We start from the raw sequence: 13,298 nt of genomic DNA, 5'->3' as shown, positions 1-13,298 counted from the left end.
GGTCACACTGCTGCTTCCTGCCTACGGAACAGGTACTCCGCCAGGGTGATCAGGGCACGCAGTCCGTGATCGCGCCGCCGCGCGTCCACCGCGACCACCGGGGTGTCCGGCGCGAGATCGAGCGCCTCCCGCACCTCCTCGAGCGGATAGCGCCGGAATCCCTCGAACTCGTTGACCGCCACCGCGTACGGCACGCCACGCTGCTCGAGCGCCGAGAGCACGTCGTCGGCCTTCTCGATGCGCCGGGTGTCGACGAGCACCAGCGCGCCCAGCGCGCCGCGCGCCAGTTCCTCCCACAGCGGGGCGAACCGTTCCTGCCCCGGCGTGCCGAACAGGTACAGCGCCAGTTGCGGATTGAGCGTGAGCCGGCCGAAGTCGAGGGCGACGGTGGTCTGCACCTTGCTGCCGAGCCCGGCCATGTCGTCGACGCCGATACTGGCCTCGGTGATGGTCTCCTCGGTCCGTAGCGGCCGGATCTCGGAGACCCCGCACACGAATGTCGTCTTGCCGACGCCGAAGTTCCCCGCGACCAGGATCTTCACCGACCGGGTCACGGTCTCGGCGACGTATTCGACCTCAGCCCGCGATGGCACGGAGACCATGCAGTACCTCCTTGATCAACGCGAGTTCCGGCTTCACCTCAGCCGGTGTCGGGCACTGCAGATGGCCGCTGTCGAGCAGATCGGACACGATGATCTTCACGACGGAAGCGGGTAGATCGAGATAGGCCGACAACTCGGCGATCGACAGCGCGCCGCGGCGGCTGGTGAGCGCCAACAGGCGGCGTTCGTCGGGACGATGGTCGGGCCTGCCGTCGGCGACGGCCCTGACCAGGGTCACCAGGTCGAGTTCATGGGCCGCTCGGACCCGCCCACCCGTGCGCACGTACGACCTGACCAGGTCGGGATCGCGCCTGCCCCGGCTCATTACCTGCCACCGTGCCGGGGCGCGGCGCCGATTTCGTGCCCGACGCGCGAGGCCAGCTCGTTCATCCGGTGCGCCACCAGCGCGACGTCGACGTCGACCGTCGTCGCCACCCCGAGCAGCGCGCCGACCCCGGCGGCGGTGATCATGATCATGCCCTCGTCGTACTCGGTCATGTTCTGGCGCACCGAGTTCGACGACCCGCCGCAGAACTCGCCGAGCGCCTTGCCGAGGGAGCGCAGACCCGACGCGGCCGCGGCGAACCGCTCGGCATCGTCCTTGGCCACGCCACGGGAATGGGCGATGCGCAGTCCGTCATCGGACAGCAGCACCGCGAAGCGGACGCCGGGGATCTCCAGATCCTCGAGCAGCCACGCCAGTCGGTTCGTGCTATCTGCCACCGGTGTGCTCATCGGCTGTTCCTTCCGTGGTTCGCTCGGCCGCAGCGGCGCGACCGCTGCGGGAACCGCTGTGCCAGGCAGCGGCGAGGTCGGGGCGAGCCTGCCCCGATTCGGTGGCCACCCCCGCCGAATCCGGGGCGACCGGCCTGCGGCGGCGCTTGGGCAGCCCGCCACTGGTGATCTCGTGCACCGCGGCGCTGGGCGCCTCGGCTTCGACCAGCGTAGGCACCGGAACCGGAATATGTGCGGGAGCGGCGAGTTCGGGCTCGGGCAACCGCGGCGCGGCACCGCTGACCAGCAGCGCCGACGGCACGTAGACCATGGCCCGCATACCGCCGAAGATGTTCGGTCCGTCGACATGGACCGAGAACCCGTAGCGACCGGCCAGCGCCGCGATGCCGGGGAAACCGACCTTCGGCGCCGGACCGAGATCGTGGATGTCGACCGGACGTTCGCCGCTGAGCACCAGCCGCGCGTCCTCGAGCTGTTCGGGACTCATCCGCATGCCCGCGTCGTCGATGATGACGGTGACGCCGTGATGGCCCTCCTGGAAACCGACCTCGACGAACGAGGACGGCGGCGAGTAGCGCAGCGCGTTGTCGAGCAGCGTGGCGAGGGTGTGCACCAGCGGTTCGACCGCGCGGCTGATCACGATCCGTTCGCACTGTCCCGAGCGCACGCGCAGGAATTCGCGCACCCGCCCGGTGGCACCGCCCGCGACATCGGTGAGCGACTGCTGTGGCCAGCGGCGACCGGGCAGACCACCGGAGACGATCACATAGGACTGGGCCTGGCGGATCATCTGCTGCACGGTGTGGTCGATGCGGGTCAGCGTCTCGTAGATCGCGTCGTCGCGGTGCTCGCGCAGCGCGGAGCTGACCACCTGACCGAGGTCGGTGCCGAGGCTGACCACCGAGGTGCCGAACGACCGCACCGCGGCGCTGGTGGCCGCGCGCGAAGACGCCGCCACCTCGGCCCGCGCCTGCTCCTGGGCGGCCTTGACCTCGCTGGTGCGGCGCTGCTCGCCGTAGCGCTCGACCATCGCCCTGGTGTCCTCGGTGACGGTGCGCAGGTCCTCGGCGTGCCCGGTCGCGATCCACTGCAGCGCCTGGCCGAACTGCGAGTCGCCCAGGTCCGCGGGCACGTCGACCGCCACGGTCGGGATCTCGTGGCGGCGCACCGCTTCGGTGATCGCGGGTAGGGTGGTGCGCGCCAGCTGGAGCAGGGCTTCTTCGGCGGCGAGGCGTTCGCGGATCGCGGCGTCGGCGCGCAGTCGTTGCTGGCGCTCGTTACGCATCGCCACCACGGCAACGGCCATCGCGAGCAGTAACAGCGGTGCTCCGATGGCGAGTAGCAGCACCGCGATTCCTGAGTTCATCAGATCTTTCGTCGTCGTGACCACGCGACGCCCTGGCCGGTGGGCCCTGCCCGGCCTGCCCGGGAGGCATTCGCCTTCGACCGCGGGCCGGGTCGGAATATCCGATCCACATGCTCCGCTTCCAGCGACCCGCACACACTAGCAGCATCATGATCGACTTCGAAGTGGATCTTCCTGTCCGCCATCAGAATTCCCGCCGAAGCCGCCCGCGCTCCCGGACGGTTGATCTATTCTGATTCGCTATGCCTCGAGCCGCCCGAGGCGGAACCTCGGGTACCGGATACCATCCCGGCGTGGCGAAACTGAAGCTCTCCGTCGATGTCCCCGTCCCGCCGGATCAGGCGTGGGCCCACGCCGCCGACCTCCCGCGGCTCGGCGACTGGCTGACCATCCACGAGGCCTGGCGCGGCACCCTGCCCGAGGACCTCACTCCCGGCACCGTGCTCGTCGGCATCGCCCGGGTCAAGGGCTTCCGCAACAAGGTCACCTGGACCGTGCGCACGGCCGAGCCACCGCGGCGGCTCGCGCTCACCGGAACGGGCATCGGCGGGACCAAGTTCGGTCTCGGCATGCTGGTGGAGCCCAAGGGCACCGGGTCGAAGGTGAGTGTCGACATCGACCTCGGCGGCGCACCGCTGTTCGGCCCGATCGGCTCGGCGGTGGCGAAGGCGTTGCGCGGCGACATCGAGCGCTCGCTCGAGGCGTTCGTCAAGCTCTACGGTTGAGATTTCGTTACCTCGTGTAAACGGCCGTCGGACACGGCGATCTCGGTACGACAGCCGAGACCGGCGGGGGTTAGTCTGTCCCCGCCGGTTAACCGTCGATTTGCCTAATCTCGAGGTGGTTCGATGACCAAAGCTGTCCCCAGTCCAGTCGCGCTCGGCGATGTCGCCGCCCGCACACTGGCCAACGCGACCAAGACCGTCCCGCAGATGGAGTCGATCACCCCACGGTGGTTGGTCCATCTACTCAATTGGGTTCCGGTCGAGGCCGGTATCTATCGGCGCAATCGCGTCACGCACGAACAGACCGTCGACATCCAGTGCGACAACTTCGACGAGTCGCCCCTGCCGGAGACCTTCATCGATTACGAGAAGGATCCGCGCGAGTACCGTCTCAAGGCCGTCAACACGATCCTCGACGTGCACACCAGGGTCTCGGATCTGTATTCGAGCCCGCACGACCAGATCGCCCAGCAGTTGCGGCTCACCATCGAGGCGATCAAGGAGCACCAGGAAGGCGAGCTGATCAACAGCCCGGATTACGGGCTGATCGCCAATACGGTGGAGCGCCAGCGCATCACCACCCTGGCCGGGCCGCCGACGCCCGACGACCTGGACAATCTGATCACCAAGGTCTGGAAGGAGCCCGGCTTCTTCCTGACCAGTCCGCAGGGCGTGGCCGCCTTCGGCCGGGAATGCACGCGGCGCGGGGTGCCGCCGCCGACGGTCAGCCTGTTCGGCTCCCAGTTCCTCACCTGGCGCGGCATCCCGATCATCCCCTCGGACAAGGTGCCGGTGGAGGACGGGAAGACCTCGTTCCTGCTGATTCGCACCGGCGAATCCCGCCAGGGCGTGGTCGGGCTGTACCAGCCGGGACTGGCCGGTGAGCAGGGTCCTGGCCTGTCGGTGAAGTTCATGGGCATCGATCGCAGCGCGATCGCCTCGTACCTGGTCTCGCTGTACTGCTCGCTGGCGATCCTGACCGATGACGCGGTGGCCCTGCTGCACGGCGCCGAAGTGGACAAGTTCCATGACTACGCCCCGACCTACCGGGGCTGAACCGGGCGGGCAGCCCGGCTGGGACGCACTGCCGGACGAGGCGACGCTGAGTCGCCTCGCCGGTGAGTTCTTCGCCGCGCTGCCCACCGGTGCGCCGGGTGGTCCGGCCGGAGTGTCACTGCTGCAACCGGATTCGCCGTCGCCACCGGTGACCCCACCGGTGCCTGCCTCGGCGGCGCCGGTTCTCGGGGCGACTCCCCCGATTGCCCACAACCCCGCGGGGCCGAACGCGGCGGCACCGCCCGGTGTCCGGGCGCCCGCGGCCTTCGGCCAGGGTTTCGCACCGGCGCCGTCCTTCGAGCAGGGCTCCGCACCGGCGCCGGCCGCTGGACTCGGTTCCGGCGCGGCGCCGTCCGCCGGGCATGGTCCCGCGCCGACGTCGTACGGCGGACCGGCGTCGGCACCGGTGCAGCCCAGCGGGCAAGGCGCGGTACCGCCGGGCGGTCCGACTCCCGCACCGGAAGTGCCGGGATGGGAGGGCGCGCACGCATCGAGTGCACCGGCGAGCACCCCGGTCGATCCGGGTTCGGTGCACATCGATCCGTTCCTCGCCGCCCTGCCATCGCTGCGAGAAGTGTTGTCACCACCGCGTTCTCCGGGAGTGCCGTCTCCGGCCGGTGCGCCGTCGTTCTACTTCCTCGACAGCCCGGCACCGATCGCGCCGATCGCACCCGACCCGCATCCGCCGTTCGACGTGCACGCGGTGCGCGCCGATTTCCCGATCCTGGCCGAGCGGGTCAACGGACAGCAGCTGGTCTGGTTCGACAATGCCGCCACCACGCAGAAACCGCGGGCGGTGATCGATCGGCTCGCGTATTTCTACGAGCACGAGAACTCCAACATCCACCGGGCGGCGCACGAACTGGCCGCCCGGGCCACCGACGCCTACGAGAACGCCCGCGAGACCGTCGCGGACTTCCTCGGTGCGTCTTCGGCGCAGGAGATCGTGTTCGTGCGCGGCGCCACCGAGGGCATCAATCTGATCGCCCAGACCTGGGGCCGCAAGAATCTGCGCGAGGGTGACGAGATCCTGATCTCGCACCTCGAGCACCACGCGAACATCGTGCCGTGGCAGCTGCTGGCCGCGGAGACGGGCGCGCGGATCCAGGTGATCCCGGTCGACGACCGGGGCCAGCTGCTGCTCGACGAGTACACCCGCCTGCTCACCGATCGCACCAAACTGGTGTCGGTGACGCAGGTGTCCAACGCGCTCGGCACGATCACGCCGGTCCGCGAGCTCGCCGCGCAGGCGCACCGGGTCGGGGCGAAGTTCCTGGTCGACGGTGCGCAGTCGGTACCGCACACACCGATCGACGTGCAGGACATCGACGCCGATTTCTTCGTGTTCTCCGGGCACAAGCTGTTCGGGCCCACCGGAATCGGCGTCGTCTACGGCAAGGCGGCGGTCCTCGAGGACATGCCGCCGTGGCAGGGCGGCGGGAACATGATCGCCGATGTCACGCTGGAACGTTCGGTGTTCCAGCCCCCGCCGGGCCGGTTCGAGGCGGGGACGGGCAATATCGCCGACGCGGTCGGGCTGGCGGCGGCGATCGAGTACGTGCAGCGCATCGGCATGGACGTCATCGGCCGCTACGAGCACGAACTGCTCGAGTACGCCACCCCCCTGGTGGCCGCGATTCCGGGTGTCCGGCTGATCGGCACCGCGGCGGAGAAGGCCAGCGTGCTCTCGTTCGTGCTCGAAGGGTGCGATCCGGTCGATGTCGGCCGCGCGCTCAACGAGCACGGCATCGCGGTGCGCGCCGGGCATCACTGCGCGCAGCCGATCCTGCGCAGGCTCGGCGTGGAGGCGACGGTGCGTCCGTCCTTCGCCTTCTACAACACCACCGACGAGATCGACCGGATGGTGCGGGTCCTGCGCCAGATCGCCGAGCGCCGCTGAGATCACGAAAGCCCGGGCGCGACCTCGTTGTCGCGCCCGGGCTTTCGCGTGTCCGGCTCAGACCATCATCGACGCTTCGGTGTCGACCGGCGCCTTGGGTTTGGTCCGCGGCAGGAAGAACGCCGGGATCAGGGTGAGCGCCGCCAGGATGACCGCCACCCAGTAGGTGTTGCTGAACGCGCGCGCGGCCAGCTCCAGGCCCTCGGCGATCACCGCGGGCGGGAACTGCGCGGCGATCTCGGGTTTGACGTTCGAGGCGATGCCGATCTGCGTCTCGGGGAAGTTGTTGAGCTGGGAGGCCAGTACCACCGACATCGTGGCCGTGCCGATCGAGGCGGCCGTCTGATTGATGATGTTCATCAAGGTCGACCCGCGCGCCACCTGACCGTGCGTCAGAGTCTGGATGGCCGCGGTCATCACCGGCATCATCGTGCAGCCCATGCCGAGGCCCATCACGAACAGCGCGCTGCCGAGCATCAGATAGGACGTGTCGGCGTGTAGCTGGGTGAACGCGGCCAGACCGGCGGTGATGAAGGTGATGCCGAACATGACGATCTTGCCCGGACCGATCTTGTCGACCAGGAAGCCTGCGATCGGCATGGTCAGCATGGCGCCGATGCCCTGGGGCGCCATGAGCAGGCCCGCGTCGAAGGCGGTCTCACCGCGTACCTGCTGCAGATAGTTGGGCAGCAGGAAACCCGCGCCGAAGAACGCCGTCGCGAACAGCGACATGGTGATCACCGCGTAGCGCAGCGACGGATTGCGGAACAGGCGCAGGTCGATCAGCGGGTGCGGGGTGCGCAGCGCGTGGAACACGAACAGCACCAGCAGGACCGCGCCGATCGCCGAGGGAATCAGCACGCGCGCCGAGGCGACGGTCCCCATCTCCGGGATGGAGGACACACCGAACAGGAACAGGGCCAGGCCCGGGGAGGCCAGCAGCATGCCGACGAAGTCGAACGATTCCGAGAGCTTGGGCTTGTCGGTGGGGAACACGACGAAGGCCAGCACCAGCGCGAGCAGCCCCAGCGGCAGGTTGATCAGGAAGATCCAGTGCCAGCTGAACGCGTCGATGAGCCAGCCACCCAGGATCGGGCCGCAGATCGGGCCGAGCAGCATCGGCACACCGAGCACCGCCATGACCCGGCCGATCCGTTGCGGACCCGCCGCGTGGGTCATGATCGTCATGCCCAGCGGCATCAGCATGCCGCCGCCGATGCCTTGGAGCACGCGGAAGGCGACCAGGGATTCGATGCTCCACGCCATCGAGCACAGCACCGAGCCGAGGATGAAGAAGGTCAGCGCCGCCATGTAGAGGCGTTTGGTCCCGAAGCGGTCCGCCGCCCATCCCGTCATCGGGATGACCGAGGCCAGGGCCAGGGTGTAGCCGGTCATCGTCCAGGCGACCACCTCGACGGAGGCCTGGAAGTCCTCCATGAACGTCGGGATGGCCACGGTGACCACCGTGATGTCGAGGATCGACATCACGGCACCGAGGACGACCACGCCCGCCACTTTGAGAACGGCGGCGTCCAGCTTGTCGGTTGAGGGATCGGGCCCGGCGGCACCGATATCCGGAGGTTTCGTCACCGCTTGAGCCTGGCACCAACCTGGCCCGAAGACCAGCGAAATTTATTGTTCGTCCTGAATCAGACCGGTGACCTGGGCGTCCACACTGGCTATCGTGCGCCGGATGACCACTCTGGACCATCTGGTGCTCGCCGCGCCCGACCTGCCCGGCACCGTCGACCGCATCGCCAGGGCACTCGGCGTCGCCCCGATCGCGGGCGGGCGGCACAACGGCGTCGGCACCCGCAACTACCTGCTCGGCCTCGACGACCACAGCTATCTCGAGATCATCGGCATCGATCGCGACGCCCCCGAACCCGAGCATCCGCGCCCGTTCGGCCTGGACACCCTGACCGAACCGCGCCTGGCGGCCTGGCTGGCCCAGGTCAGCGGGATCGAGACGGTCGTGCGCGCGGCCCGCGCGGCCGGCTTCGACCCCGGTGAGCCCCGTGACATGTCCCGCACGACGGTCGAGGGCGAGGTGCTGAGCTGGCAGCTCACCGCGCCGTTCGCGACCACGGGCATCGTCGTGGTCCCCTATCTCATCGACTGGCTCGACAGTGCCCACCCCGCGCGCTCGCTGCCGCGGGTGAGTCTGCGCTCGTTCGAGGCCGTGCATCCCGACCCGGCGCCGGTGGAGGCCGCGCTCGACGCGCTCGGGACGAAGCTGACGGTCGCACCGGGCGTCGCTCCCGCGCTGATCGCCGTGCTGGATGGGCCCGCGGGTTCGATCACGCTGGTGTAGCGAATCGGCAGCCCACACCCGCCGAGTTGAACTACTATTTGTCGTAGTAGTTCAACTCGGAGCGGGGGAACGCCATGAGGGACTTCGTCACCGGACCACGCAATTTCCGCTCGCAGCCGGTCGACCCGACCAGTCGGCCGAGTTGGTTCGTGCGGGTCTACTCGGCCTTGGCCACCGGCCGCCTGGCCCGGCTCGTCTCCCGTCACCTCGCCTGGAAACTCGATCCGCTGCTCCTGCGGTTCACGCGCGGACGGCTCGCGACAACCCTCATCTTCCCGACCGCCGTCCTGGAGACCGTGGGTGCCAGAACGGGAGCCCGGCGGCGCAATGCCGTCATCTACTTCGCGGACGGCGATCATTTGGTCATCGTGGCGTCTCATGCGGGCAGTGCGACCAATCCCGGTTGGTACCACAACCTTCTCGCCGATCCCGAGGTCGTCTTCGGCGGAGTGCCGATGCGGGCGACCGTGGTCGACGACGAGCCCGAGCGCCGCCGGCTCTGGACACTCGCCGACCGCGTCTTTCCCGCCTACAGCACCTACCGGTGGGAGGCGGGCCGAGCCGGGCGCACCATCCCGCTCATCCGGCTGACCCCGCGCAGTACGCCCTGACCGGTGCCGAAAGCGGCACCACCTGGCGAAGGCGGGACTAGGCCGACGGCACAACGGCGCTCATCGCGACCTGGTACGCCTGTAGTGCCTTCTCGGTGGCCGCAGCAGTGGCGGCGAGCAGCGGCAACCGGACTCCTGGGTCGGGGATCGCGCCCTGAGCGGCGAGCACGCTCTTGATCACCACCGGGTTGGGCTCGGCGAACAGTGCGGCGCCGAGGGCATCGAGGCTGTTGCCGAGTACTCGGCCCCGCCATAGGTCGCCGGTGAGCCAGGAGGTGACGAGGTCGGCGTAGGCGGTCGGGGCGACATTGGCGGCGGCGAGGATCGCGCCGTGGGCGCCGAGGGCGAGCTGAGCGGAGGCGAAGCGATCGTCGCCGCTCAGAATCGTTGTGCGCGAACCGGCTTCGGCGAACAGGTGGACGGTGGCCGCGTCGACCCCGCCGACGGCGTGCTTGAAACCGGCGACGTTCGGGATGTCCGCCAAGCGCACCAGGGTCTCACCGCTCACTGTCCGCGCGGTCCGGTACGGCACGTCGTAGACGAGCACCGGAACCGGACTGGCTGCCGCGACCTGCGTGAAGTGCGCGATGACGCCCTCCTCGCTGGGCCGCACGTAATACGGCACCACCGCCAGCACCGCTGCGACGCCCGGCGGGAGTGCGGTGATCGCGTCGACCGACTCCGCGGTCGCGTTGCCGCCCGCGCCCACGATCAGCGGCGCGTCACGGTCGGCGCACACCCGCACGCAGATATCGAGGACCCGTGCCCGCTCGGCGCCACTCAGGGCCGACGCCTCGGCCGTGGTGCCGAGCGCGACGAGCCCGGTCGCGCCCGCGTCGAGAACGGTGTGCGCGTGCCGCTCCAGCGCCTCGGCGGCGAGGGCGCCGCCACTGGTGAACGGGGTGATCAGGGGGACGAAGAGTCCGTGCAGCGAGGTCATGGGTCCATGGTCGGGCGGCCACATACATCAGGTCCAGTTCACATTCCCGATGTCGACCGTAAGCTGAACTGATGCTGGATGTCCGCAAACTGCGCCTGCTCCGCGAACTCGCCCATCGCGGCACCATCGCGGCGGTCGCCGAGGCGCTCAGCTACACGCCCTCGGCCGTCTCCCAACAGCTCACCGCGCTCGAACGCGAAGCCGGCGTCCCACTCCTGGAACGCACCGGCCGTCGGGTCGAACTCACCCCCGCCGCCCACCTCCTGGTCGGCCACACCGAGACGATCCTCGCCGCCCTGGAACACGCCGACGCCGAATTGGCTTCCACCCGAACAGAACTCACCGGAACCCTGCGCATCGGCGCCTTCCCCACCGCCGCCCGCACCCTCCTCTCCCCCGCCCTGGTCACCCTCAGCACCGACCACCCCCGCCTCGAACTCACCGTCACCGAGATCGACCCCGCCGACGTCGCCGACGCCCTGCGCGCGGGCACCCTCGACATCGCCCTCACCCACGACTACGACCTCGTCCCCGCCGACCCCGACCCGTCCCTGCAGACCGAGCCGCTGCACACCGAAACCGTCTACCTGGCGACCCGAGATCCAGCCCCCAACCCCGCCGATGCCGAACCCCTCCAGCACGCCAGGCCCCGCCGCCCCAACACAGGACACCCGGCCCGAGATCCGGCCACCGCCCTCTCCCTACACACCGACACCAGCACCCAGGATGCCGATCCCCTTCGCGCGCACCACGAATCACCCTGGATAGCGGGCACTCCCGCAACCCTGTGCCACACGATGACCGTCCGCGCCTGCCAGGCAACCGGATTCACCCCGCACATCCGCCACCATGCCGACGACTTCACCACCGTCCTGGCCCTGGTCGCCGCAGGTGCCGGCACCGCGATCGTTCCCGCCATGGCCCTGCACGCCCCACCCGACGACATCACCCTCACTCCCCTGCCCACCCGCCGCCGCACCCACCTCGCCTACCGCAACGGCACCGCCACCCACCCCGCCATCACCGCCGCCCGCACCGCACTGCACGCGGCAGCCGCACACGCCCGCTGACCCTGCTGGACCACTGATCACCAGGCATCCATGTAGGCATCGGCCGAGAACCGACCGCCACCACAGCCTGGTGATCAACGGTCCAGGCCGGTCGTCGCCTTCAGGCCGACTTCTCGCGCGAGGGCGTGCGCTGGCGGGTGCGGGTAGCCGAGACCGGGTCGATGTCGGGCATGGACCACTGGGCCGAGAGGGCCAGGCTGGGTTCGCGGCCGGAAGCCACGTGGCGGTAGGCGATTTCGGCGGCGGCGTCGGGGTCGTTGGCCGCGATGGCGGCGTAGAGGTCCTCGTGTTCGTCGCACTGGGTGCCGGGGTCGCGTTCCTTCGTGAGGTGGAACAGCCAGCGGACGCGGGATTCCAAGGGGCGCAGCAGCGATTGCAGCAGCGGGTTGCCAGAGACCTCCACGATGACGGCGTGGAAGCCGGCATTGGCGGCGGCGATGGCGGCCTGGTCGCTGCGGGCGGTGGCCTGGCGCGCGGCGGTGAGCTGGGCGCGCAGGGCGGCCAGGTCCGCGGGCCCGGCGCGCTCGGCGGCCAAGCGGGCGGCGAGCACTTCGAGGCTCTCGCGCACGTCGAACAGGTCGCGCACATCGGTGACGGTGAACGGCGCGACGATGGCACCCTGGCGCGGCACGATCACGACGAGACCCTCGCGTTCGAGCATCTGCAGCGCCTCGCGCAGCGGGATCCGCGAGATGGCCAGTTCGGTCGCCAGATCTCGTTCCACCAGTCGCTGACCAGGACTCAACCGCAGGTCGATGATCCGGTCGCGTAGTTCCTCGTACGCCTGATCCCGCAGCGACTTCTTCACCGTTTCCTCCGCCACCACAGCATCCTTCCGCTCCCGCACGCCTCCCACGGTAGCCCGCTCGCGGGACGCGACCGTTTCTTACGTTTCGGTAATCCGCCCGTCATCTGCGGGCCGCAGGCTCTCACTTAACGGTATACCGCTAAGTGAGCGGTTCGTTCGATCAAGGAGTACCCCGTGCACAAGTCCACTCGGCGCGCGATCGCCTTCGGCTCGGCCGCCCTGGCCGCCGCCGCCCTGCTGTCGGCTTGCGGATCCGCCGACACCGCCGCTTCGGGCGACAAGCTCAAGGTCGGCGTGTTCTTCCCCGGTTCGCTGTCGGACACCGGTTTCATGCAGTCGGGGTACCTCGGCTACCAGCGCCTCGCCGAGACCCTCGGTGACAAGGTGGAGCTGAGCAAGGTCGAGCAGGTGGCCGCCGCCGACTACCAGCAGGCACTGGTTCGCTTCGCCTCCACCAACGACCTGGTCATCTCCCTCGGCGGGCAGACCGACGCCGATGTGCGCAAGGTGGCCCCGCAGTTCCCCGACGTGAAGTTCGTCGAGATCGGCGGCCCGGCCGACGCGGTGCCGATGGCCAATCTCGCCTATTACGATCCGCAGCAGCCCGAGGCGGAGTTCCTCAGCGGCGCGGTGGCCGCGGCGGGGTCGAAGTCCGGCGCGGTGGCCTTCGTCGGTGGCGTGGAGCTGCCCGCGATCGTCAACGCCGCCAACGCCTTCGGCAACGGCGCGCGCTTCGCCAAGCCCGATGTCCGGGTGCTCACCCCGCAGTACGTGGGCGACTTCAACGATCCGGCCAAGGCCAAGCAGGCCGCGCTGGCCAACTACGGTGCGGGCGCGGGCGCGCTGGGTCAGATCGTGAACCTGGGCAAGGCGGGTCTGGAGCAGGCCGCGGCCCAGTCCGGTGCGGCCGTCGTCGGCGGACCCATCCCCGGCGACTGCGGCAATCCGGTCTACCTGGGCTACGTGCACACCGATATCGGTGCCGAGGTCGAGTACGCGGTCAAGTCCGTCCTCGACGACACCTGGAAGGCCGAGAACGTGCAGTTCGGGCTGACCTCGGACAACGACGGCACCGACTTCGTGCTGTGCAGCACCGACACCGCCGTCGTCGAGGCGCTCGACAAGGCCAGGACCGCACTGGCCACCGGCGCCGTGAAGCCGTACTGACGAT

The 13,298-nt window shown here is 69.4% G+C and carries 14 protein-coding genes; 7 read left to right on the top strand and 7 right to left on the bottom strand.

Translation table 11 applies throughout. The features are described from left to right. Positions 1–2: 2 nt before the first annotated feature. From ACFVVM_RS04345 to ACFVVM_RS04330, 4 genes are read right to left on the bottom strand one after another with little or no spacing between them, the layout of a single operon-like run. Positions 3–602: an ATP/GTP-binding protein gene (locus ACFVVM_RS04345; RefSeq protein ID WP_071928221.1), complete on the bottom strand. Its 600-nt coding sequence runs from the start codon at positions 600–602 to the stop codon at positions 3–5. Beyond that, positions 577–927, bottom strand: coding sequence for a DUF742 domain-containing protein (locus ACFVVM_RS04340; protein ID WP_071928220.1), 351 nt, complete (start codon positions 925–927; stop codon positions 577–579). Before ACFVVM_RS04340 ends, ACFVVM_RS04345 begins: the two co-directional genes overlap by 26 nt. Beyond that, the gene (locus ACFVVM_RS04335) at positions 927–1,337 is read right to left on the bottom strand and encodes a roadblock/LC7 domain-containing protein (RefSeq protein ID WP_302872329.1); all 411 of its coding nucleotides are present in this window, start codon (positions 1,335–1,337) and stop codon (positions 927–929) included. The genes ACFVVM_RS04340 and ACFVVM_RS04335 overlap by 1 nt, the downstream gene beginning before the upstream one ends. After that, complete coding sequence (locus ACFVVM_RS04330) at positions 1,315–2,703, bottom strand: sensor histidine kinase (protein WP_387612831.1); 1,389 nt, start codon at positions 2,701–2,703, stop codon at positions 1,315–1,317. The genes ACFVVM_RS04335 and ACFVVM_RS04330 overlap by 23 nt, the downstream gene beginning before the upstream one ends. 293 nt (positions 2,704–2,996) lie before the next feature. Here ACFVVM_RS04330 and ACFVVM_RS04325 point away from each other — a divergent pair, with 293 nt between their 5' ends. From ACFVVM_RS04325 to ACFVVM_RS04315, 3 genes are all read left to right on the top strand, one after another. Beyond that, complete coding sequence (locus ACFVVM_RS04325; RefSeq protein ID WP_387612829.1) at positions 2,997–3,428, top strand: SRPBCC family protein; 432 nt, start codon at positions 2,997–2,999, stop codon at positions 3,426–3,428. 123 nt (positions 3,429–3,551) lie between these two features. Next, positions 3,552–4,484, top strand: coding sequence for a family 2A encapsulin nanocompartment shell protein (locus ACFVVM_RS04320; RefSeq protein WP_387612827.1), 933 nt, complete (start codon positions 3,552–3,554; stop codon positions 4,482–4,484). Further along, positions 4,456–6,384 carry a family 2A encapsulin nanocompartment cargo protein cysteine desulfurase gene (locus tag ACFVVM_RS04315; RefSeq protein ID WP_387612826.1) on the top strand — a complete coding sequence of 643 codons (1,929 nt, stop codon included), beginning with the start codon at positions 4,456–4,458 and terminating at the stop codon, positions 6,382–6,384. The genes ACFVVM_RS04320 and ACFVVM_RS04315 overlap by 29 nt, the downstream gene beginning before the upstream one ends. 57 nt (positions 6,385–6,441) lie before the next feature. Here ACFVVM_RS04315 and ACFVVM_RS04310 read toward each other — a convergent pair whose 3' ends face one another. After that, positions 6,442–7,974, bottom strand: coding sequence for a DHA2 family efflux MFS transporter permease subunit (locus tag ACFVVM_RS04310; RefSeq protein ID WP_387612824.1), 1,533 nt, complete (start codon positions 7,972–7,974; stop codon positions 6,442–6,444). 103 nt (positions 7,975–8,077) lie between these two features. Here ACFVVM_RS04310 and ACFVVM_RS04305 point away from each other — a divergent pair, with 103 nt between their 5' ends. Continuing rightward, on the top strand, positions 8,078–8,698 hold the full coding sequence (locus ACFVVM_RS04305; protein WP_387612822.1) for a VOC family protein: 621 nt from the start codon (positions 8,078–8,080) through the stop codon (positions 8,696–8,698). Positions 8,699–8,772: 74 nt separating this feature from the next. Next, a complete protein-coding gene (locus ACFVVM_RS04300; RefSeq protein WP_387612820.1) occupies positions 8,773–9,309 on the top strand; it encodes a nitroreductase/quinone reductase family protein in 537 nt (178 codons plus the stop codon). Between the two features lie 37 nt (positions 9,310–9,346). Here ACFVVM_RS04300 and dapA read toward each other — a convergent pair whose 3' ends face one another. Next, positions 9,347–10,249, bottom strand: a complete 903-nt coding sequence (gene dapA / locus ACFVVM_RS04295) for a 4-hydroxy-tetrahydrodipicolinate synthase (protein WP_387612818.1) — start codon at positions 10,247–10,249, stop codon at positions 9,347–9,349. A 71-nt stretch (positions 10,250–10,320) separates the two neighbouring features. Between dapA and ACFVVM_RS04290 the strand changes: the two genes are divergently transcribed. Beyond that, the gene (locus ACFVVM_RS04290; RefSeq protein WP_387612816.1) at positions 10,321–11,319 is read left to right on the top strand and encodes a LysR family transcriptional regulator; all 999 of its coding nucleotides are present in this window, start codon (positions 10,321–10,323) and stop codon (positions 11,317–11,319) included. A 100-nt stretch (positions 11,320–11,419) separates the two neighbouring features. On the opposite strand, the gene ACFVVM_RS04285 is transcribed toward ACFVVM_RS04290, so the two are convergent. Beyond that, positions 11,420–12,142, bottom strand: coding sequence for a GntR family transcriptional regulator (locus tag ACFVVM_RS04285; RefSeq protein ID WP_387612814.1), 723 nt, complete (start codon positions 12,140–12,142; stop codon positions 11,420–11,422). Positions 12,143–12,301: 159 nt separating this feature from the next. Here ACFVVM_RS04285 and ACFVVM_RS04280 point away from each other — a divergent pair, with 159 nt between their 5' ends. Next, on the top strand, positions 12,302–13,294 hold the full coding sequence (locus tag ACFVVM_RS04280) for a BMP family protein (protein ID WP_387612812.1): 993 nt from the start codon (positions 12,302–12,304) through the stop codon (positions 13,292–13,294). Positions 13,295–13,298 lie beyond the last annotated feature (4 nt).

Source organism: Nocardia sp. NPDC058176, from assembly GCF_042883805.1.
In the GTDB taxonomy this organism is placed as follows: domain Bacteria; phylum Actinomycetota; class Actinomycetes; order Mycobacteriales; family Mycobacteriaceae; genus Nocardia.
This window is presented reverse-complemented; position numbering and strand designations above follow the sequence as displayed.

Excerpts from the sequence above, each read along its gene's own strand:
- ACFVVM_RS04315 (WP_387612826.1), top strand. The coding sequence starts at position 4,456 with ATGACTACGCCCCGACCTACCGGGGCTGAACCGGGCGGGCAGCCCGGC.
- dapA (WP_387612818.1), bottom strand. The coding sequence starts at position 10,249 with ATGACCTCGCTGCACGGACTCTTCGTCCCCCTGATCACCCCGTTCACC.
- ACFVVM_RS04335 (WP_302872329.1), bottom strand. The coding sequence starts at position 1,337 with ATGAGCACACCGGTGGCAGATAGCACGAACCGACTGGCGTGGCTGCTC.
- ACFVVM_RS04340 (WP_071928220.1), bottom strand. The coding sequence starts at position 927 with ATGAGCCGGGGCAGGCGCGATCCCGACCTGGTCAGGTCGTACGTGCGC.
- ACFVVM_RS04345 (WP_071928221.1), bottom strand. The coding sequence starts at position 602 with ATGGTCTCCGTGCCATCGCGGGCTGAGGTCGAATACGTCGCCGAGACC.
- ACFVVM_RS04320 (WP_387612827.1), top strand. The coding sequence starts at position 3,552 with ATGACCAAAGCTGTCCCCAGTCCAGTCGCGCTCGGCGATGTCGCCGCC.
- ACFVVM_RS04305 (WP_387612822.1), top strand. The coding sequence starts at position 8,078 with ATGACCACTCTGGACCATCTGGTGCTCGCCGCGCCCGACCTGCCCGGC.
- ACFVVM_RS04300 (WP_387612820.1), top strand. The coding sequence starts at position 8,773 with ATGAGGGACTTCGTCACCGGACCACGCAATTTCCGCTCGCAGCCGGTC.
- ACFVVM_RS04290 (WP_387612816.1), top strand. The coding sequence starts at position 10,321 with ATGCTGGATGTCCGCAAACTGCGCCTGCTCCGCGAACTCGCCCATCGC.
- ACFVVM_RS04330 (WP_387612831.1), bottom strand. The coding sequence starts at position 2,703 with ATGAACTCAGGAATCGCGGTGCTGCTACTCGCCATCGGAGCACCGCTG.